Annotated in this window: 19 protein-coding genes, 1 tRNA gene and 1 pseudogene; 10 read left to right on the top strand and 11 right to left on the bottom strand. The window is 72.7% G+C overall.

The window, feature by feature from the left end; translation table 11 throughout:
- The 3 genes from ACGFYU_RS12980 to ACGFYU_RS12970 form a co-directional block, all read right to left on the bottom strand.
- A complete protein-coding gene (locus ACGFYU_RS12980; RefSeq protein ID WP_393827329.1) occupies window positions 1–1,368 on the bottom strand; it encodes a phosphomannomutase/phosphoglucomutase in 1,368 nt (455 codons plus the stop codon).
- Window positions 1,369–1,472: 104 nt separating this feature from the next.
- The gene (locus ACGFYU_RS12975; protein WP_393827328.1) at window positions 1,473–2,450 is read right to left on the bottom strand and encodes an NAD-dependent epimerase/dehydratase family protein; all 978 of its coding nucleotides are present in this window, start codon (window positions 2,448–2,450) and stop codon (window positions 1,473–1,475) included.
- Window positions 2,447–3,145, bottom strand: a complete 699-nt coding sequence (locus ACGFYU_RS12970) for a ScbR family autoregulator-binding transcription factor (RefSeq protein WP_393827327.1) — start codon at window positions 3,143–3,145, stop codon at window positions 2,447–2,449. The genes ACGFYU_RS12975 and ACGFYU_RS12970 overlap by 4 nt, the downstream gene beginning before the upstream one ends.
- Window positions 3,146–3,247: 102 nt before the next feature.
- Here ACGFYU_RS12970 and ACGFYU_RS12965 point away from each other — a divergent pair, with 102 nt between their 5' ends.
- Window positions 3,248–4,231, top strand: coding sequence for a ScbA/BarX family gamma-butyrolactone biosynthesis protein (locus ACGFYU_RS12965; RefSeq protein ID WP_393827326.1), 984 nt, complete (start codon window positions 3,248–3,250; stop codon window positions 4,229–4,231).
- 69 nt (window positions 4,232–4,300) lie between these two features.
- On the opposite strand, the gene ACGFYU_RS12960 is transcribed toward ACGFYU_RS12965, so the two are convergent.
- The gene (locus ACGFYU_RS12960) at window positions 4,301–4,882 is read right to left on the bottom strand and encodes a TMEM165/GDT1 family protein (RefSeq protein WP_393827325.1); all 582 of its coding nucleotides are present in this window, start codon (window positions 4,880–4,882) and stop codon (window positions 4,301–4,303) included.
- Between the two features lie 612 nt (window positions 4,883–5,494).
- Between ACGFYU_RS12960 and ACGFYU_RS12955 the strand changes: the two genes are divergently transcribed.
- The 5 genes and pseudogenes from ACGFYU_RS12955 to ACGFYU_RS12935 form a co-directional block, all read left to right on the top strand.
- On the top strand, window positions 5,495–6,139 hold the full coding sequence (locus tag ACGFYU_RS12955; RefSeq protein WP_393827479.1) for an HNH endonuclease family protein: 645 nt from the start codon (window positions 5,495–5,497) through the stop codon (window positions 6,137–6,139).
- A 93-nt stretch (window positions 6,140–6,232) separates the two neighbouring features.
- The gene (locus ACGFYU_RS12950; protein ID WP_393827324.1) at window positions 6,233–7,894 is read left to right on the top strand and encodes an alkaline phosphatase D family protein; all 1,662 of its coding nucleotides are present in this window, start codon (window positions 6,233–6,235) and stop codon (window positions 7,892–7,894) included.
- A 193-nt stretch (window positions 7,895–8,087) separates the two neighbouring features.
- Window positions 8,088–8,714, top strand: a complete 627-nt coding sequence (locus ACGFYU_RS12945; protein WP_393827323.1) for a DedA family protein — start codon at window positions 8,088–8,090, stop codon at window positions 8,712–8,714.
- 540 nt (window positions 8,715–9,254) lie between these two features.
- The gene (locus tag ACGFYU_RS12940; protein ID WP_393827322.1) at window positions 9,255–9,773 is read left to right on the top strand and encodes a hypothetical protein; all 519 of its coding nucleotides are present in this window, start codon (window positions 9,255–9,257) and stop codon (window positions 9,771–9,773) included.
- A gap of 147 nt (window positions 9,774–9,920) precedes the next feature.
- Window positions 9,921–10,025, top strand: a pseudogene (locus ACGFYU_RS12935) (universal stress protein); the annotation flags it as partial.
- 195 nt (window positions 10,026–10,220) lie between these two features.
- On the opposite strand, the gene ACGFYU_RS12930 reads toward ACGFYU_RS12935, so the two are convergent.
- The 3 genes from ACGFYU_RS12930 to ACGFYU_RS12920 all read right to left on the bottom strand — a co-directional run bounded on the left by ACGFYU_RS12930 (window position 10,221) and on the right by ACGFYU_RS12920 (window position 11,389).
- Window positions 10,221–10,445: a DUF2277 domain-containing protein gene (locus tag ACGFYU_RS12930; RefSeq protein WP_393827321.1), complete on the bottom strand. Its 225-nt coding sequence runs from the start codon at window positions 10,443–10,445 to the stop codon at window positions 10,221–10,223.
- Window positions 10,446–10,460: 15 nt separating this feature from the next.
- Window positions 10,461–11,117, bottom strand: a complete 657-nt coding sequence (locus ACGFYU_RS12925) for a hypothetical protein (RefSeq protein ID WP_393827320.1) — start codon at window positions 11,115–11,117, stop codon at window positions 10,461–10,463.
- A 197-nt stretch (window positions 11,118–11,314) separates the two neighbouring features.
- Window positions 11,315–11,389: transfer RNA gene (locus ACGFYU_RS12920), tRNA-Val, on the bottom strand.
- Window positions 11,390–11,494: 105 nt separating this feature from the next.
- Between ACGFYU_RS12920 and ACGFYU_RS12915 the strand changes: the two genes are divergently transcribed.
- From ACGFYU_RS12915 to ACGFYU_RS12905, 3 genes are all read left to right on the top strand, one after another.
- A complete protein-coding gene (locus ACGFYU_RS12915) occupies window positions 11,495–12,742 on the top strand; it encodes a hypothetical protein (protein ID WP_393827319.1) in 1,248 nt (415 codons plus the stop codon).
- Window positions 12,743–13,029: 287 nt separating this feature from the next.
- Complete coding sequence (locus ACGFYU_RS12910) at window positions 13,030–13,569, top strand: DUF4383 domain-containing protein (protein ID WP_393827478.1); 540 nt, start codon at window positions 13,030–13,032, stop codon at window positions 13,567–13,569.
- Between the two features lie 62 nt (window positions 13,570–13,631).
- Window positions 13,632–13,850 carry a zinc ribbon domain-containing protein gene (locus tag ACGFYU_RS12905; RefSeq protein WP_393827318.1) on the top strand — a complete coding sequence of 73 codons (219 nt, stop codon included), beginning with the start codon at window positions 13,632–13,634 and terminating at the stop codon, window positions 13,848–13,850.
- A gap of 29 nt (window positions 13,851–13,879) precedes the next feature.
- Here ACGFYU_RS12905 and ACGFYU_RS12900 read toward each other — a convergent pair whose 3' ends face one another.
- From ACGFYU_RS12900 to ACGFYU_RS12885, 4 genes are read right to left on the bottom strand one after another with little or no spacing between them, the layout of a single operon-like run.
- Window positions 13,880–14,539 (bottom strand): O-methyltransferase, encoded by a 660-nt coding sequence (locus ACGFYU_RS12900; RefSeq protein WP_393827317.1) that lies wholly within the window; start codon window positions 14,537–14,539, stop codon window positions 13,880–13,882.
- Window positions 14,536–15,366 (bottom strand): HAD family hydrolase, encoded by an 831-nt coding sequence (locus ACGFYU_RS12895; protein ID WP_393827316.1) that lies wholly within the window; start codon window positions 15,364–15,366, stop codon window positions 14,536–14,538. Before ACGFYU_RS12895 ends, ACGFYU_RS12900 begins: the two co-directional genes overlap by 4 nt.
- On the bottom strand, window positions 15,363–17,843 hold the full coding sequence (locus ACGFYU_RS12890) for a phosphoribosyltransferase (RefSeq protein WP_393827477.1): 2,481 nt from the start codon (window positions 17,841–17,843) through the stop codon (window positions 15,363–15,365). The genes ACGFYU_RS12895 and ACGFYU_RS12890 overlap by 4 nt, the downstream gene beginning before the upstream one ends.
- 32 nt (window positions 17,844–17,875) lie before the next feature.
- Window positions 17,876–19,051: an HpcH/HpaI aldolase/citrate lyase family protein gene (locus ACGFYU_RS12885; RefSeq protein WP_393827315.1), complete on the bottom strand. Its 1,176-nt coding sequence runs from the start codon at window positions 19,049–19,051 to the stop codon at window positions 17,876–17,878.
- Window positions 19,052–19,245: 194 nt separating this feature from the next.
- On the opposite strand from ACGFYU_RS12885, the gene ACGFYU_RS12880 reads away from it, so the two are divergent.
- On the top strand, window positions 19,246–20,001 hold the full coding sequence (locus ACGFYU_RS12880) for a TerD family protein (protein WP_393827476.1): 756 nt from the start codon (window positions 19,246–19,248) through the stop codon (window positions 19,999–20,001).
- Window positions 20,002–20,036 lie beyond the last annotated feature (35 nt).

Raw genomic sequence — 20,036 nt, 5'->3', positions numbered from 1 at the left:
TCAGGCGCGGATGAGGGTGAGGGCCTCGTCGCGGATCTTGGACAGGGTCTCCTCGTCACGGGCCTCCACGTTCAGGCGCAGCAGCGGCTCGGTGTTGGAGGCGCGGACGTTGAACCACCAGTCCGCACCCGTGACCGTCAGGCCGTCGAGCTCGTCCAGCGTGACGTCATCCCGGCCCCCGAACGAGGCCTTCACCGCCGCCAGGCGGGCCGCCTGGTCCGCGACCGTCGAGTTGATCTCCCCCGAACCCGCATAACGGTCATAGGAGGCCACCAGGCCCGAGAGGGGGCCGTCCTGCCCGCCCAGCGCGGCCAGCACGTGCAGCGCCGCCAGCATCCCCGTGTCCGCGTTCCAGAAATCCTTGAAGTAGTAGTGCGCCGAGTGCTCACCACCGAAGATCGCACCCGTCTTGGCCATCTCCTCCTTGATGAAGGAATGCCCCACCCGGGTACGGACCGGGGTGCCGCCGTTCTCCCTGACGACCTCCGGAACCGACCACGAGGTGATCAGGTTGTGGATCACCGTGCCGCTGCCGCCGTTGCGCGCCAGCTCACGCGCCGCGACCAGCGCCGTGATCGCGGACGGGGACACACCCTCGCCCCGCTCGTCCACGATGAAACAACGGTCCGCATCCCCGTCGAACGCGATACCCAGATCCGCACCCTCCGCCAGCACCCGGGCCTGGAGGTCCACGATGTTCTTCGGGTCCAGCGGATTCGCCTCGTGGTTCGGGAACGTGCCGTCCAGCTCGAAGAACATCGAGACCAGGTCCAGCGGCAGGCCCTCGAAGACCGTGGGGACCGTGTGACCACCCATGCCGTTGCCCGCGTCCACCACCACCTTCAGCGGGCGGATCGCCGACAGGTCCACCAGGGACTTCAGGTGCGCCGCGTAACCGGCCAGGGTGTCCTGCTCCGTGACCGTGCCCGGAGTGGTCCCGGCCGCGATCGCCGGGGCACCCTCCTGCGACCACTGCTCCACCAGCTCACGGATCTGCGACAGACCCGTGTCCTGACCCACCGGCGCCGCACCCGCCCGGCACAGCTTGATCCCGTTGTACCGGGCCGGATTGTGCGACGCCGTGAACATCGCACCCGGCAGGTCCAGCGACCCCGACGCGTAATACAGCTGATCCGTCGAGCACAGACCGATCAGCGTCACGTCCACACCGCGGGCCGCCGCGCCCCGCGCGAACGCCGCCGACAGACCCGGCGACGAGGGACGCATGTCATGGCCCACCACGATCGCCGCAGCACCCGTGACCTCCACGAATGCGGCACCGAACAGCTCCGCCAACGACTCGTCCCACTCGTCCGGCACGACGCCACGCACGTCATACGCCTTGACGATGTTCGAAAGGTCGGGCATTTCAGCTCCTTCAGGGATGACCGGCTGGATCCGGACGCTACCCGGCCGACCTTCCCGCAACAGCCCGCCCGGCTCCATCGCGTTGAGGCTTTGGCACATCGCCGTCACCCGGGGACCGGCCCACCTCGCTCCCTGTACCACTGCGCCGCCGCGCCCAGCCGGGCCAGCGGACCTGGCCCCGGCTCGGTCCCTGCGAGCTGCCAGGCCGTGTCGGAGCGGTACCAGTGGTCCCGGGCCAGCAGCGTGAACTGACGCTCGCTCACCCAGCCCGGCCGCGCGGCCAAGGCCTCCAGGCACCTGTGCCACGGCCAGTCCTCGGCCGGGCGCGTCGGCAGCACCCCGTGTTCGGCGAGGGCTGCCATGAGGTCCCCGTTGCGCACCGGCGCGGGGTGGTGGGCGTGCAGGATGCCCGTCGTCCCGGCCGCCGCCGAGGTCCCGTCGGCGAGCGCGAACGCCGTGATGAGCCGCGCCAGATCGTCGACGTCGACGAACGAGGCCGTCCCCTCACCGCCGCCCCACCCCGCCGGTACGCGCCGGAAGGCGTCGACGAGGGCCGGCACGACCCACCGGTCGCCCCGTCCCAGCACGAGACCGGCGCGCAGGACCAGTCCCCCGGCGTCGAGCACCGGCTGCTCGCCCGTCAGCCTGCTGCGGCTGGCGGGCGATACGGGCGCGGGAGTCAACTCGCCCACGTCCTGGCCGCGATGGGGTCCCGGACCGTAGACCGCGCAGGTCGACAGCTGGACGATGCGCCCGACGCCGGCCCGACGCGCCTCGGCCACCACGGCTGCGGTACCGGCGGAGTTGACCGCCTCGCACCGTGCCGCGTCCGGTCCGGTGTAGGAGGCCAGGGAGAGGACGACGTCGGCTCCGTCGCACACCCCGCGCAGGGAGTCCGCGTCGGCCAGGTCCGCGTCCGCCCAGCGCACGGCGGGCCCGGCGGTGGCGGCCGCGGTGGCAGGGGGAGGCGTACGGGAGACCGCGCACACCGTGACCTGCGGCCCGGCTGTCGCCAACCGGCGCAGCACCGCCGACCCCACGAAGCCCGTGGCCCCGGTGACGACCACGTGGCGCACGCTCACGCGGGCCGATCCAGTTCCCGCTCCTGCTCCTGCTCCTGCTCCGGCTCCGGCTGGTCGGCCTCCGGATTCGTCGGAGGCAGCGTCAGACGCATGTGCCTGCGGGTGTCTTCGGTGGCGACGGCGGGCAGCAGGTAGCGCCACAGCGAGGCGATACGCTGCGGCAGGTCGGCCCGTCCGGTGGACGCCTGGGAGAAGAGCTGCGCCCCGGTGAAGGAGCTGACCAGCACCCACGCCAGCTCGTGGTCGTCGACGTCGGGCTGGAGTTCGCCCTTGGCGCGGGCGAAGCGCAGCTGCTGGCGGAACTCGAGCAGCCAGGCCTGGTAGGCGACGTCGTCGCGCAGGCCGAACTCCCCCTGCTCCACGGCCAGTCGCACGCCTGCCCGGAGCACCGGATTGTGCTGGAGCTGCTCGGCGAGGTAGAGCGTGATGTCCACCAGGTGCTGGAGTCCGTCCTCGCCGGCCGGGAACTCCAGGCCGTCACCCTGCCCGACCATGACGGCGTAGGCGAGCTCCTCCTTCGAGCCGAAGTGGAAGTACATCCCGCCCTGGGTGACGGCGGCGCGGTTCATGATCTTGCTGATGCTGGCCCCGCTGAAGCCGAACTCGTCGAAGACCTCGGCGGCCGCACGCAGGATCGCCGCTCTGGTCTGGACTGCCCTCTGTTGGGGTGCGCGTTGCCGCTTGCGGTCTGACATGGAGCTCATTCCCCTCGACAAAAAAAACGAACATCCTCTATTTTAAGTCTCGGCGCCATTCAAGCACCAGTTCGCGTCCGACGTTTCAAGGGGGGCTCACCCGTGACCGTGTTAGCCGAACATGCAACCTCGCCGATCACCGCGCTCAGCAGCGCTTTGCCTCGTGAGTACGTGCACAAGAGCGCGCACTCCGAGGTCCTGCTGACAGGATGGCGTGCCATCGCACCCGATGAGTACGTCATCACCGCCCAGTGGCCCCGCATCCACAGCTTCTACACGCCGGTGGCGGGCCGCCACGACCCCCTGCTCCTCGCCGAATCCGTACGCCAGGCCATCCCGCTCCTGAGCCACGTCGCGTACGAGGTCCCCTTCGGGCACCGGCAGATTTGGGACACCTTCAGCTACACGATCAACCCCGAGGCCATGATCGTGGGTTCGTCACCCGCCGACATCGTGCTGCGCGTCAGCTGCTCCGACATCACGCGCCGCGGCCGGCGGCTGGCCGGACTCACCATGCACGTCACGGCCACGCGGGACGGCGTCTTCCTGGGACACGCCGAGGCGGCCTTCACCAATCAGCCGCCCGCCATCTACCAGCGCTTGCGCGGGAGTTACGCGGACCTCGACCAGGTGACCGACCGGATCCTCCCGCTGGCGCCACCGCTGACGCCCCGCCGCGTGGGCCGCGACCGCTTCCACGACGTGGTCCTCGCGCCGACCAGCTCCACGCACCGCACCCAGCTGCGGACCGACATCACGCACCCGATCCTCTTCGACCACCCCGTCGACCACGCCCCCGGCATGCTGCTCCTGGAGGCCGTCCGCCAGGCCGCGTACGGCGCCGCCTTCCCCCGGCAGGGCTTCCTGACCTCCATGGAGATGCAGTTCTTCCGTTACGCGGAACTGGACGCGCCCTGCATGATCGAGACGCTCCCGGCCATCGAGAGCATGAGCACGACGGGCCGCCTCCCCGTCCGCGTCGTCGCCCGGCAGAACGGCGAGGACGTCTTCACCGCGACGGCGACCGTCACCGCCACCGCGGCCGTGACGCAGGCCGCCCCGCTGCGGAGCTACGCCGCGGCCTGATCCCCCCGCCGGGGGCGCCGCACCGCATCCCCCCATGCGGCGCCCCGGGGGAACCCCCTCGCAGCGCGGTCAGCCCGCGATCGCCTCGTACAGCGAGAAGACGGCCAGCGCCGCCATCACCGCGGCCGCGACCTTGGATATCAGCCGCAGCGGTACGTACTTCATCAGCGTGCGCCCGCCCAGGATGCCGATGCCCGCGACCGCCCACAGGGCCAGCACGGCGCCGACGCCGACGGAGAGGGGGTTGCCGTAGCGCGCGGCGAGGTTGGCGGTCATGATCTGCGTCAGGTCGCCGAACTCCGCCACCAGGATCAGCATGAAGCCGGCCCCGGAGACCTTCCAGAAGGACTGGTCGGCGGGGGGCTTGACCTCCTCGTCCCCGTCGCTCTTCTTCAGGAGCAGCATGACCGCGCCCGCGAGGAAGAGGAGGCCGACCACGGCCTGGACGAGCCGGTGCGGGAGCAGGGTCAGCACGCTGCCCGCGGCGATGGCGAGCGCGACGTGCACGGCGAAGGCGGCGGCGACGCCGGCGAAGACGTACGAGGCGCGGTAGCGGGTGCCGAGCATCAGGCCGGCGAGGGCCGTCTTGTCGGGGAGTTCGGCGAGGAAGACGACGCCGAAGGCGATCGCCGTGACGGTGATGCTGAACACGGGGGTGAAACCTCAATCGGTCGGGCAGGACGCCATCGGACCGAGAGACCTGGGGTGTATCAGGGGTCGCTTCGGCTCGGCGGCACCCTGGCTTGCGTACGCGCGCACGAGCGCGCCCACGCCTGAACAGGACACTGCGGCCGAAGGTCTCACTGGCCGACCGCTTCCGCGGCCTGCCTCCGGGCGCCGGCTGGGGTGACCCAGCAGTATGTCGACGGTCCGGCGAAGAGCTACTCCCCTTCTGCTCCGTACAGGGTACGTGACGCTGACGGATGCCCGGAATGGGCCTTTGGTCCCGTCCGGCGCGAGGGCCGGACGCGAGGGCGCCGGACGCGACGGCTGCCGCCGCAGCCCGGCCCACCTCGGCGACCCCCGCCCCACCCCCCACCCGGCGCGCCTCGGCGGCCCGGCCCGCCAGCCGCACCTCACCGCGGGTAGGAATTCCAACTTCCGCTTGTGTTCGGGCCGTTACGGGGTTTGACGTGACGTGCTCATGTCGCCACCCTGTCACCTGGCGCCCATCCCCTCGAAACCTGGCGCCGCCAGCATGGCCGCGGCCCGCCGGGTCCGAACGGCCTTCCCCCCGCATCCAGGGAGCCCCTCATGGCAGTCATATCCAGCGTCTACGCGCGTCGAATTGGCGTGCTCGCGTCAGCCGCCGCGCTCGCCGCCCTCACCTCCCTCGTCAGCGCCCCGACCGCCCAGGCCGCCCCGCCCACCCCCATCAGCGCCGCGGCCGCCCGGTCCTACCTGGCGACCGTGACCCCGAAGGCGGAAGGCTCAACCAGCGGCTACAGCCGCGACCTCTTCCCGCACTGGAGCACCGTCTCCGGCACCTGCAACACCCGCGAGACCGTCCTCAAGCGGGACGGCGTGAACGTCGTCCAGGACTCCTCGTGCGCCGCGGTGAGCGGCAGCTGGTACTCCGAGTACGACGGCGCCACCTGGACCGCCGCCTCCGACCTCGACATCGACCACGTCGTCCCGCTCGCCGAGGCCTGGCGCTCGGGCGCGAACTCCTGGACCACCGCCAAGCGCCAGCAGTTCGCCAACGACCTCACCCGCCCGCAGCTCATCGCGGTCACCGACAACGTCAACCAGGCCAAGGGCGACCTCGACCCCGGCAAGTGGCTGCCGCCGCGGACCGCCTACCGCTGCACGTACGCGCGGATGTGGGTCCAGGTCAAGCAGTACTGGGCGCTGAGCATGGACTCGGGCGAGAAGACGGCCCTCGTCAACCTCCTCAACGGCTGCTGACGAAGCGGTCGATCTTTCCCCCGCCAGGGGGAGGCGAGGCTCCCCCTCCCCGTCGTACCGTGATCGAAGGGGCTACGGAGGAGGGGGAGTTGCATGGCCGGATTGCGTCTGGGGCCACTGCTGCGCCATGTCGACTGGGACACGGGCGGTTCCGCGACCATATGGGTCGAGGCGGACCGCCCGTGCACGGCCGAGGTGCGGTGCGCCGACGGGGCCGGCGGCACCGAGCGCACCTTCCAGATAGCCGGTCACCACTACGCGCTGGTGCCGGTGACGGGCCTGACCCCGGGGGCGTCCACGGCGTACGAGGTGCTGCTCGACGGCGTGCGGGTGTGGCCGCTGCCCGACAGCGGCTTCCCGCCGAGCACGATCACCACCCCGGCCGTGGCGGGCCGCGGCCGGCCCGCGCCCGGGCTGCGCGTCACCTTCGGCTCCTGCCGGCAGGCCGCGCCGCCCGCCACCGGCCGGCGCGGACCGCACGGCGCGGACGCGCTCGACACCCTCGCGGCGCGGCTGGCCGCCGATCCCGAGGCGGTGCGCCCGGACCTCCTGCTGCTGCTCGGGGACCAGGTGTACGCGGACGCGCTGTCCCGGGAGACGCGGGCGTGGCTCGCGGCCCGTCGGGATCTGCGGGAGGCGCCCGGCGCCCAGGTCGCGGACTACGAGGAGTACACCCGGCTCTACTACGAGTCCTGGCTCGACCCTGAGATCCGCTGGCTGCTGTCGACCGTGCCGAGCCTGCAGATGTTCGACGACCACGACGTCATCGACGACTGGAACACGAGCGCGGCGTGGCTGGCGGAGATGCGGGCGACGCCGTGGTGGCAGGAGCGGGTGCTCAGCGGGCTGATGTCGTACTGGGTGTACCAGCACCTGGGCAACCTCTCCCCGGCCGAACTGGCTGCCGACGGACTGTACGAGGCGATACGACGGACCCCGGACGGTACGGACGTGCTGCGGGCCTTCGCCTCCGCCGCGGATGCCGATCCGGGCACGGTGCGCTGGAGCTACCGGCGCGACTTCGGCCGGACGAGGCTGCTGATGGTGGACACCCGGGCCGCGCGGGTGCTGGCCGAGGACGGCCGGGCCATGCTCGACCCGGCGGAGCAGCAGTGGCTGCGCGACAACGCGCTGGACGGGCACGGCGGTTACGACCACCTGCTGATCGGATCCTCCCTCCCCTGGCTGATGCCGCCGCTGATCCACGACGCGGAGACGTGGAACGCCGCGCTGTGCCGGGGGGAGCGGGGCCCGCGGTGGGCGCGCATCGGTGAAGACCTGCGGCGGCGCAGCGACCTGGAGCACTGGGCGGCGTTCCCTGCCTCGTTCGCGGCGCTGACCGATCTGATCGAGGAGGTGGGGACGGGGCCGCGGGCACCGGCGACGGTGGCGGTCCTGTCCGGGGACGTACACCACGCGTATGTCGCCGAACCTCGAATACCAACCACGGCGCGTGTGTTCCAGCTGACGTGCTCGCCGGTGCACAACTCCATCCACACCGCGGTGAAGCTCGGCTTCCGCCTGGGCTGGTCCCGTACGGGCCGCTGGCTGGGCCGCGGCTTCACCCGGCACGCCCGGACGGGCCGACCGCCGTTGACCTGGCACCGCACGGGCGGCCCCTGGTTCGGCAACCAGCTGATGACCCTGACCCTCGCGGACCGCTCGGCCCACCTCCAACTGGACCAGGCCCGCACCCGGGGCAAGACGGCCCATCTGTCCACAGTCCTGGACCGCGACCTGACGCCCCCGAAGTAACCCGTCCCACGAGGCGGCACACTTCCGCGGCGGGACGCGACAGGACAGAACGGGTGTGTCAGTCCCCGCCCCGGGCATCGGGGTCGAGGGCGCCGGGCGTACGCTGTATGGCTGTCAAGCCGCTCCTGCCGCTCCCCCGCGACGCCGCGGCGCTTCATGCCGCAGCACGAGAACCGGACTGGGGAGTCCCGCCTTGTTTGAGACTCTGGGGTCGCTGACCGCGAGCCCATGGATCTACGCCGTGGTGGCGGTGTCCGTCGTGCTCGACGTCTTCCTCCCGGTGCTGCCGAGCGGGGTCCTGGTGATCACCGCTGCGGCGGCCGCCGCGGCGGCCGGGGCGGCGGGTCCCGTACCGGTGCCCGCGCAGGTGCCGGACATCCTGGCCCTGCTCGTGATCGCCACGACGGCTTCGGTGCTGGGTGACATGGCCGCGTACCGGCTGGCCCGCCGCGGCGGTGCCCGGCTGGACCGGGCCATCGCCCGCTCCCGCCGACTGACCCGGGCCCACGAACACCTCGGCACGGCTCTGGCCCGAGGCGGCGGCGCCCTGGTCGTGATCGCCCGCTTCGCCCCGGCCGGCCGCTCGGTGGTCTCCCTGGGCGCGGGCAAGACCCACCGCAGGGTGGCGGAGTTCCTGCCGTGGTCGGTACTGGCGGGCATGGCCTGGGCCGGCTACAGCGTGGCCCTCGGCTACTTCGGCACCCAATGGCTCGGCACCCAGTGGCTCGGCACGGCCGTCTCCATGCTGGCCCTCTTCGCCGCAGGCGCCCTGGCCGCCTTCGTAGTCCGCCGCCCCCTTTCCCCAACCCCGGCAACGTAGCCCAGCCCGGCCGACGCTTACGGCCCGGGGGCCCGGGGCAGAGCCCCAGTCTTGTACCCGCACCCGCCCACTCAGCCGAGCAGAATCCAGCCACGCCGGCACTTCAGGCGCGGGGCTGGGGCGGAGCCCCAGTCTTGTTACCCGCACCTGTGCACTCAGCCCGGCCACATCCAGCCTCGCCGACGCTTGAGGCGCGGGGCCCGGGGCAGAGCCCCGATCCTGCAGCCGCACCCGCCCACTCGGCCCGGCCACATCCAGCCCCGCCGGCGCCTGAGGCGCGGGGTCCGGGGCGGAGCCCCAGGGGCCCGGGCGTAGCCCGGTGTGCTGGAGCACACCGCAAGGGGTGCACGGGCCGAGCCCCGCGCCACCCCCCGGGAGGGAATCGACTCCGCCGCCCGGAGCAGCGGCTCACCCGTTCACCCGGCCCCGATCGCCACCCCCGCCCCAGGCTCCTAGCGTCCACAACACGGTGCGCAACCGAATCCGCGTCACATCCGTGCCCTGGCCGCGCCGTTTCGAGGAGCCCGAGGAGTTCTCTCCATGCCCGCCAAACCGCTCGCCAAGCCTCCCACCAAGCCGCCCACCACATCGCGCCGCGTACTGGCCGTCGCCGCCGCGACCCTCGCCGTCGCGGCCGCCACTCCCGCCACGCTCGCCGACGCCCGCCCCTCCGCCACCGTCTCCCCCACCGCCGTCGCCCCCGGCGGCCGGGTCGGCCTCAACATCGTCGGCTGCCGCACCAGAGTCGCCCGAGCCTCCTCCAGCGCCTTCGGCGACGTACGGCTCACCCCCAACAATCCGCAGGCCACCAGCCTCTTCGGCAGCGCCACCGTCTTCGGCAACGCCAGCCCCGGCACGCACCGCGTCACCTTCGAGTGCGACGGCCCGGGCGGTGAGTCCGTCACCGTCTCGCTCCAGGTCACCCCGGGCGCCGCCCGCGGCGGCACCGGCGGCAGCATCGACTCGATGAGCCCGGGTCAGATCGCGGCCGGCGGCGCCCTCGTCGCGGTCGCACTCGCCGGCGGCGTATGGGTCATGCGACGCCGCGCAACGACCTGAACCGGCACCCGGCACCCGCACCGGCTCCACACCAGCGGGAGTGGGCCGTTGGTCCCGCCCCACTCGGGACCTTCCCCACTCCCGCCCCGCGCCCGCCCCCGCAAGGCTGAGGTCCACGAGAACGTCCGCCGCTGCGAGGAGCCCGCCATGGACCGCCGCCCCGTGATCGCCGCCGTCGACGGTTCCCAGAACGGCAACCGGGCACTCGAATGGGCCGTCTCCCAAGCCCTGCTGACCGGCGCGCCGCTCCGCATCGTGCACGCCCGCCTCTACACGGGCGCCATCGGTTCCGTCCTCGCCGGTGCCTTCCAGGAGGACCCCACCATCGACGACGACCCGGCACTCCACCGGGTCCGCGCCACCCTCGCCGGCCGCTCCGGCCTGCCCCCGATCGAGGCGGTCCCGCTGGAGGAGGACGCCGTCCCGGCGGCAGCCGCCTGGACACCGTCACACGGCGGCGGGCTGCCCCCGTACGACCATCCCGTCGAGGAGCAGCCGGGTGGCCTCGGCCACGGCGTCCACGGCCTCCTCGAACACCTCCCGGTTGTGCGCGGCGGGAGCCCGGAATCCGGAGACCTTCCGTACGTACTGCAGGGCGGCGGCGCGGATCTCCTCCTCGGTGGCCTTCTCGGGGATGGCGGGCGGGCGCAGGGTCTTAATGGAGCGGCACATACCTCCACTATCGCGCTAGCCCGGCAGCTCGGCCCCGGACAGCCGCAGGATCAGCGCGGCCTGCAGCCGCCCGCGCAGCTCCGGGTCCGCGACCTCGTCCAGCAGCCCGACGGCCTGCTGGGTGGCTTCGGCGTCCCGCCGGTCGTCGCGCAGCGAGGCGGTCTGGGCGGCCATGTGCTTGAGCGCGATGTCGGCCCGCCGGTGGAAGAGCTGCCCGACCAGCGCCGTCACGAGCCCCACCGAGCTCGTGACGACACCCAGGTACAGCTCCCCACCGGCCTCGGCCTTCCACACGGCCAGCCCCACGCCCAGCAGCAGGATCGTCGTCCCGACCGCCGCGAAGAACTGACTGGTCAGGAAGCTGCTGCGGGCCTGCGTAAGCCCGTACGCGTAGTACTCGACGAGCAGGGGCGTGAACTCATCACGCCGCTCCCCGAGCCGGCCCGGCTGCTCCGGGGAATGCCGGACGGCTCCCACATCATCGAACTTCGGCGCCCCCGGCTCGGCAGGCACCTCACCAGTGGGGCCGGACTGCCCGAGATGCGCGAACAGCCGCGCCCGCTCCTCATCCCTCTTCCGCTCGAACCCACCGCTCACCGCCCGCAGAAACACCACCACCGAGGCCGCGACCACCGCCCCGACCACCCCACCCCATACAACCCACCCACCCATCCCCCGACGATCCCACGCCCCACCCGCACGGCATAGCGGCTGGACAACTGGAGCCCGGCGACACAAGTACCGTCTGTACGCTGTCGGTTGATCAAACCGCCGACATCAGGATCTCGCCGGTCAGTCGCCAGCAGGGGGCTGCCGCCGGACGCGGACGCAGAAGACCCCCGACCGCTACCGGTCGGGGGTCTTCCTGCTGGTGGGCGCGGACGGTTTCGAACCGCCGACATCTGCTTTGTAAGAGCAGCGCTCTACCCCTGAGCTACGCACCCGTGGATGAGTGGACAGCCTACATGGCGGGCACACCCCCCACGCAAACCCGTGCCAGTGGGAGAGAATGGTCCGGGGCAAGGCGGACGCGGTACGGGAGAGGGATTGTGACGACGGCATCCCGGCGTTGGTTTGGTGGGCGGGACGAGAGTCGGCGGGCGGATGCGCAGGCGGCGAAGGATGCCGCCGCCGCGGCGTTCTACGAGCTGGACAGTGCGCAGCGGGATCTGCGGATCTCGATCGAGACCATCGCGGCCGCCGACGGGTCGCCCGCCGCGCGGCAGGCGGGTGAGGGGTTCGCCGCGCTGGGGCAGCGGATCGACCAGGTCAGCCACGTGTACATCGAGGCCGTCGACGCGCACGACCTGGACCGGCCCGAGCTGGAAGGTTCCGTCGCGGCCCGGGCCCGGGAGCAGCTGACGCGGGCGCGCGACGAGCTGGTGCGGGTCAAGGGGGAGCTGGACCGGTTCGCGCAGGGGATCCAGCCGCTGCTGGACAAGGCCGAGACGCAGCTCGCGCTGGTCGCGCCGGCCCGGGAGCGGGCGAAGGCGGCGCTGCTGGCCGCGAGTGACGCGCTGGACGCCGTACGGGCCAAGGGGATGCGGGCCGATGACCTGGCGGCGCGGCTGGCCGCGCTGGGTCCGGAGCTGACCAAGCTGAACGAGGGCGCGGGCCGGCACGGGGTGCAGGAGACGGTGCAGCGCGCCGACCGGATCCTGCGGGACGCCGAGGCCGTACGGGCCGAGGCGGCGCGGCTGCCGGAGCGGGCCGCGGAGGTCGACCGGCGGCTGGTGAGCCTGCGGACCCGGGCGCAGGCGTTGCGCAACCGGGCGGACCGGGTGGATCCGGTGCTGAGCGAGCTGCGCCGGCGGTTCAGCGCGGCCTGCTGGCAGGACCTCCAGCACGTCCCCGACCAGGCGGTACGGGACATCGCGCACGCGGAGGACCGGCTGCACGAGGCCGCCCAGGCGCGCGACGAGCAGCGCTGGGCCGACGTGGGGGGGCTGATCGATGCCGTACGGAGCGCCCTGGAGGCGACCGACGAGGCGGTGTCGGCGGCGCAGGACCGGCTGACGCGGCTGGAGGAGGTGGCGCGGAACCCGCAGGGGGAGGTGGACCGGACCCGGTTCGCGATCCGCGATGCGCAGCGGCTGGCGATGGCGGGCCGCAGCGTGCCCGATCCGCGGCACGCGCGGCCGCTGGACGAGTCGGTGGCCCGGGTGGACCGGGCGCTGGCCGGGCTGGAGGGGCGGCATCCCGACTACTGGCATTTCCTCCAGGAGATGGAGGGGGTCCGGGCGGCGGTGGGCCGGGTGGTGGCGGACATACGGGACGGACGCGCCGGCGCCGACTGACGTGCCGGAACTGACGTGCGGAACCGACGTGCGGAGTTGTCCCGGGGTGGGCATCGGCGGATGCTGGAGGTTCCGGGAACGGAGCAGAGGAGGGCGGTATGGCTGCCCACACTTTCCACGCTTTGCACAGGACCCGCGCGCGCCGCGTCCGACGGGCAGCGCCCCCCGTACCGCAGGAGTCCTACGCGCCCCACGCGCTCTACGGCTGCCACGAACCCCATGAGCACTACGCGCCGTACATGGCCCACGAGCCGTACGGTCCCCCGCCGCCCAAGCCCACCCACGGGATGCTGCAGCGCGTCCTGCACCCGGTCAACGCCCGGCTCGACGAGCATCTGCCCGCCGATCACAAGCTCAGCAAGATCTACCGGGTCGGCGCCGGCCTTACCGGACTGCTGCTGGTCGCCTTCGGCATCCTGGGGCTCATCGACCGGATCGGCTTCTTCGACACCGGCGGAGACACGGTGCTCGCCCTGAACACCAACGGCGCGCTGAGCGTCCTGTCGATCTGCATCGGCGGGCTGCTGTTCGTCGGCATGGTGATCGGCGGGACCTTCGCCTCCACCCTGAACATCGTGCTCGGTGTGGCGTTCATCCTGAGCGGGTTCGTCAACCTCGCCCTGCTGGACACCGGCTTCAACTTCCTGGCCTTCCACATCCAGAACGTGCTGTTCAGCTTCGTCGTCGGCGTGATGCTGATGTGGTTCGGGATGTACGGGCGTGTGGGCAGCGCCCTGCCGCACGACAACCCGTACTGGCGCGCCCGCCACCCCGAGCAGGCGGCTCGGGAGCAGCGGGCACGCGTCCCCGGGCACGCACACCCGTAGCGCGGCCACGCCGCCGGGGCGGGGGATACCCCCGGCCGCCCCGGCGGCTTAGCCTTGACCGCATGCCTCGATACGAATTCCGCTGCCGGACCTGCGACGACACCTTTGAGGTCAGCCGGCCCATGGCCGAGTCCTCCGCGCCCGCCGACTGCCCCGCCGGGCACGCCGACACCGTCAAGCTGCTCTCCGCCGTAGCCGTCGGCGGGAGCGGCAGTGCCCCGGCGCCCGCCCGGGCCATGGGCGGCGGCGGGGGCTGCTGCGGTGGCGGCGGCTGCGGCTGACCCCCGTAAGCCCCCCAAAGGGGCGGGCGTCAGCGCTTGCGCGAGAGCGTGAGGCCGTCCGAGATCGCCAGCAGGACCGAGTCCATGCGGGGATCCGCCGAGACGTGGTCGTTGAAGGCGCGGACGCCCGCCGCCGAGCCGGTGGCCGACTCGTCGAGGACCGTGCCGTGGTACAGCGTGTTGTCCGTGACGATCAGGCCGCCCGGACGCAGCCTCGGCACGAGCTCCTCCCAGTACGCGATCTGGCTCTCCTTGTCCGCGTCGATGTAGGCCATGTCGATGTGCGGCTCGGCCGGCATCGCCCGCAGAGTCTGCAGGGCCGGCGCGATGCGCAGCTCGACGCGGTCCGCGACCCCCGCCTGCTCCCAGGCCTCCTGGCCGTACGCCGTCCACTCCTCCGAGACGTCGCAGGCGATCAGGCGGCCGCCCTCGGGAAGCGCCTGGGCCATGGACAGGCTGGAGAAGCCGGTGAAGGTGCCGATCTCCACGATGTGGCGCGCGCCCGTCAGCCGGACCAGGAAGGCGAGCAGCGGCCCCTGCTCCTCCGCCGACTGCATCCCGGCGACGTCCGGGAACCTGGCGTACGTCGTCTCCACCAGCCCCCGCTGGATCGCGTCCAGCGGGGGGTTGTGGTCGAGCATGTACCGGTAGAGCTCGTCCGTGATCTTGGTGCTGTTGCCCTTGGTCATGCGTCCAGTCTGCCGAGTCGCCCTGCCTCACGGGCGAATGCCCGGACGATTTCCTCGCCGGCGAGGACGCCGGCCGTGGCCAGGGCCGTGACCGAAGGCGCCGTCCAGCCCGCGTCCGCCAGTTCGCCGTGACCGGGGCGCCAGCCCGCGTCGGCCGCCAGCAGCAGGTCCGCGTCGAGGAGGGAGTCGCCGGCCGCGAGGGTCGTGTCCGCTCCGGTTCGGCGGGCCACCTCGCGCATCGCCGCGCTCTTCGTGAGCGGGCGCGGGACCGCGTAGATCTTCCGGCCCTGGAGCGAGATGGTCCAGCCCCGGGCCTCCGCCCACTCCGTCAGGGACTTGAGCCATTCGTCGGGGACCAGGGCCCGCTCGACGACGAGGTACGCGAACAGGTCCTCGGCCACGCGCGCCTTGCGCAGCCACGCCGGGTCGGCCGCCGCCAGCAGGTGCCCGTGGACCTCCTCCAGCGGCGCGCACTCCTCCGCCAGGCGCGCCGCGACCCGCCGCCGCCAGTCCCGGTCCGCCACCCCGTCGACCAGCAGCTGGCCGCCGTTGGCGCAGATCGCGTACGGGGCCGGGCTGCCGGGGAAGCGGATCCGCTGGTACTGCTTGCGGGTGCGCGTCGTCGTCGGGACGAAGACGACCGACGGGTCCGCCGTCAGCTCCGCCAGCAGTCGCGCCGCCGTCTCCGTCATGTAGGACAGCGGCTTGCTCTCGTGGACCTCGACGCACAGCAGCCGCGGGGCCACCGGGTCGGGCATGGTCAGGCCGAGGGCGGCCGTCGAGTAGATGAGCGTACGGTCGAGATCACTGGCTACCAGGACAGTCACTTCGAGGCCACAGCCTTTCCGTCGGCGCCGGTGGCGCCGCGCGTGAATCGGGGGTGGATGAGACCGACGCACGTGTACGGCAGTCCGTCGACCTCCTCCACCGGGACCCCGCGCTGCTCGGCGAGCAGCCGTACGTGGTCCAGATCGGCCCCTGCGCCGCGCTGCGCGAGGATCTTCCACGGCACCCGGCGCAGCAGCACCCGGGTGGTCTCGCCGACCCCCGGCTTGACGAGGTTCACGTCGTGGATGCCGTACTCCTCGCTGATCCGCTCGACGGCCGCCCAGCCCTCCCAGGTCGGCGTGCGGTCGGCCGCGAGGAGCTCCTTGACCTCGGCGTCGACGGCGTCGGCCACCTCGTCGAAGTGGGCGGCGACGGTGTCGACGAAGGCGGCGGAGACATCGGCCCCGGCGAGCTCGCGGTAGAACTTCGCGCCGTGGAAGTCGGCGGGACCGACGAGGTCGGACCGGAGCACCGTACGGGAGACGAGTCCGGAGACGGTGGAATTGAGGCAGGCGGAGGGGATCAGGAAGTCCTCGCGGGTGCCGTAGGTGGGCACGCACGAGCCGGGGTCGGCGAGGACGACGATCTCCGGGTTGAAGCCCTCGAACTCGGCCAGCGCCGCCTTCAGTTCGCGGGTGATGGCGCCCTTGCCCGTCCAGCCGTCGACGAAGACGACGTCGGCCGGGTCGTGGTGGGCGGCCAGCCAGCGCAGGGCGTTGGCGTCGATGCCGCGGCCGCGCACGATGGAGACGGCGTAGTGCGGCAGGTCCAGGCCGTGGCGGGCGCGGGCCCAGCGGCGCATCAGCACGCCGACGGGTGTCCCGGCGCGGGCCAGCGAGACCAGGACCGGGGAGGGGGAGCGCTCGGCGAGGACCGTCTCGGTGACGGTGCCGACCGCGCGGGCCATGCGGGCGGCCGACGCGGCCAGGGCGCTCCGGTAGAGCTCCTGGTACTGGGGGGACGGCTGGTACTCGACGGGCAGGGACTCGGCGTAGTGCGCGCCGCCCGCCTGGATGGCCTCCTCGCGCTCCTCGGTCGGGGCCTCCAGCTCGATGTCGGAGAGGTCCTGGAGCAGCCAGCCGACGTCTTCGGCGGCGTAGGAGGAGAACGCGGGGCCGCGCAGGGGCTCGGGCAGGGTCGGCTCGGGCATGATCGGCTCCAGCTCCTGCCGGTCGGGTACGCAGGACGGGACGACGGTCAGCAGGACGCGGCCGGTGTGCGGGGCGAGGGCCGCGAGCAGCCCGGTGCGCAGTTCGGGGGTGTCCCCGGCCGAGTCGACGACGGCGACGACCGCGTCGAAGCCGGCGCCCGCGACGTTGTAGGCGTAGCGGTCGCCGGGGCCGTCCGCCGGGGAGTCGTGGGCGGGGAAGACGAGCCGGGTGCGGATGGCGTAGCCGGGGTCGTCGACGGCGAGCACGGGCGAGCGGGTGGTGGTCGAGAAGCGGACCTCGGCTGCCGCGCCCGACTCCTCCAGGGCCTTCGCGAGGCGCAGGGGGGTGTACATCAGCTCTTCGTTGCCGAGTACGAGGACACGGCCTGGCTCCTCCCCCAGCGCCTCGGAGAGCCGGCCGGTCAGGGTGGGGAGCACCGCGTTCAGCGCTTCCCGGTGCGCGGGGGTGAAGCCGTGCCGACCCCCGTCGGGGAGCCCGGCCGGCCAGTCCAGCGGGACGCGCGTGATCGGCTGCGGGCCGTCTGCTGGGGCTCCGCCCCAGACCCCGCTCCTCAAACGCCGGAGGGGCTGGATCCCCTCGTACTCCTCCACCAGCGCCTGGCCCCTCTCCAGGACCCCCTCCGGGAGGGACACCGTGCCCGAGGCCAGGGCTATCAGGTCGACGCGGGCGCCCAGTTCGGCGGCGAAGGCGGTGAGGCGGTCGCGGTCGGACGGGGAGCGCATGTCGACGAGGGCGACGACCACGTAGTGCCCGCGGGGGTGGCGGGCGTGCAGGTCGCGGATGGTGTTCAGGACCGTGTTGCCGGTGGAGAACTCGTCGTCGACGAGGACCAGCGGGCCGGTGCCCGCCAGCAGCTCGGGGTCCTCCGGCAGCAGCAGGTGCGAGGTGGCGTGCGAGTGGGCCTCCTCGAATCCGCCCGCCGGTGCGAGGCCCGCGACCGGGCGGCGGGTGGAGTGCAGGTAGGGGGCGGAGCCCAGGCCGTCGGCCACGCAGTGGCCCAGCCCGGTGGCGGTCTCGGCGTAGCCGAGGACGACCGCGGAGGCGGCCCCCTCCGGGCCGAGCAGCTCGCGGACCCGCTCGCCGAGCCCGTGGCCGGCGGCGTACACGGCCGCCGGGGACTGCGGGACGTGCTTGCCCAGCACCTGCGAGACCAGCAGGTGCGCCCGCTTGGGGTTGCGCCGCAGGGCCAGCCCGAGGAGGTCCGTCAGCCGCGGCCTCCCTGCCGCCCCTTCGGCCCCTTCGGCGTCCTGCAGCCGGACCTCCAGCCGGTCCGCGACCCACGTTCCCGACCACACCGTGTCGATCGTCTTGCCTTCCCTCGTCTCCACCGGCCCGCTCACACCTGGAGCCCGGCCGTGAGGAGGTCGACGAAGCCGACCTCCTCCTTCGCCACGCCGAAGACCTCGGCGCGCAGCATGGTGCGCTCCGCCCAGGCCCGGTGGGGCTTCACCTCGTTCATCTTGTTCGTGTAGGCGGAACGCATCACTCCGCCGCCGCCGCGCTCGGGGCGCAGGATGTCCTGGGCGTCGCAGAACTCCTCGTGGGAGACCACCGACAGCGCGTGGACGGGCGTCACGTGCGCGGGGTGGATGCAGGTCTTGCCGAGCAGGCCGTTGGCCCGGTCGAGTTCGATCTCGCGCAGCAGCCCGTCCAGGTCGTGCTCGATCAGCGCGGTGCGCAGTTCCTCCACCCCCTCCGCCAGGAAGGGGCTGCGGCGCAGCTGGGGCTTGAAGAGGCGCTGCTGGCTGCGGAAGTACTCCCACACCGGGCCGGTGACCGTGAAGCCGGTGCCGTCGGCGCGGCTCAGGACGTTGACGACGTCCGCGATCACACCGGCCACGATCTTGACGTCGTAGGCGGTCATGTCGGGGGTGCGGCGCAGCCCGTAGGCCGAGCAGAAGTCGGTCACGCCCAGCCGCAGGACCAGGACCCGCTCGCGGTGGCTGTCGACCGTCCGGAAGATGCCGGCGAGGGCCGTGGCGCGGGTTTCGAGGTGGAGGAGGTCGGGGGTCTCCAGGACGGGCATGGCATACAGGCGGGCCAGTCCGGCGGCGGCCTCGGCCCCGGCCACGGCCTCGAGGAAGCCGCTTCCGCTGCCCTCGTTGAACTTGGGAAGTACGAATCCGGCCAGCCGCCGCACGGAGCCGCCCAGGCGGCGCACCAGGTCCGGTATCTGCTCGGGGGTCCGCACCCGGATGAAGAGCAGCGGGAGCTCCGAGGCGTCCGGGCCCTCGGCGTCGAGCTCGGCGAACTGCCGGACGAGGTTCTCCTCGGCTCCGACGACATCGGCGTCGCTGATCGAATCCTCCAGGCAGAGGACCATGGAGACGACTCCGCGGCCGGCCTGCTTGCGGACGTCCGCGGCGAGGTGGGGGCGGGTGGCCGGGCTGTAGAGCGTGGCGCCGAGAGCCGCGGCGAGGGTACGGGACGGCGAGGAACCGGTGAATTCCGCCGGTTCCTGGTGGAAGAGGTCCTTACGGACGGTGGGCGATATGTGCCCAAAGTGACGCATGTGCTTCCCCCGTACTGCCTCGGCGGCCCAACTGGCGTGGCCGGTAATAGTACGTACGAACGTGAGTCAAGAGTTCCTCAAGCACATGAAGTTCAGGTAACCCTCTTGCACGATGACCGGCTCTCGCGTTCCGTTCAAGGCCCTACGGGGGGCCGCATTGTCCCGCTCCACCCCGGGAGGGCAGGATGACGGGCATGACGCACGCGATGCAGAAGGGCTCGAACATCCCGGTGGCCGCCGTGGCGGTCCGGGCGGTACTGCGCTGGACCGACGGCCCCGACGTACCGGACGTGGACGCCTCCGCGCTGCTCGTGGGCCCCGACGGCCGGGTGCGTTCCGACGAGGACTTCGTCTTCTACAACCAGCCCCGCCACCCCTCGGGCGCCGTCTGGCGGCTCGGCAAGAAGCAGCTCGGCGATTCGATCACCGACGCCGTCCAGGCGGACCTGCGCACGGTGCCCCCGGTCGTGGACCGGATCCTGGTCGTCGCCTCCGCCGAGGACGTCCCCTTCCATAAGGTCCGCGACCTGCGGATCCTCCTCTACGACGCCACCGCCGCCGGCGGCTCCGAGCCGCTGGCCTACTTCGACGTGCGGCCCGAGACCGGCGCCGAGACGGCGCTGATCTGCGGGGAGCTCTACCGCCGGGGCGAGGGGTGGAAGTTCCGCGCCCTCGGCGAGGGCTACTCCAACGGCCTGGTGGGGCTGGCGACCGACCACGGGATCTCGGTCGACGAGAGCACCCCCGAGCCGCAGGCGGGCCCGCCTGCCGCGCCGGGCGACGACCGGACGGCCGCCATGGCACCGCCGGCGCCTCCCACGCAGGCTCCGCCGGCCGCGCAGCCCGCCTACGGGTACCCGCAGCCGGTGTCCCCGGCGCCGGTTCCCGCCCCGGGCGGCGACCCGTCCTTCCGGCTCCCGGTGCAGGGCCCGCAGTTCATCCGCCGCTGACCCGGCGCGCCCGGCCGGAGCCCCGTACCGGGCTC

Source organism: Streptomyces sp. NPDC048337 (assembly GCF_043201175.1).
Taxonomy (GTDB): domain Bacteria; phylum Actinomycetota; class Actinomycetes; order Streptomycetales; family Streptomycetaceae; genus Streptomyces.
This window is presented reverse-complemented; position numbering and strand designations above follow the sequence as displayed.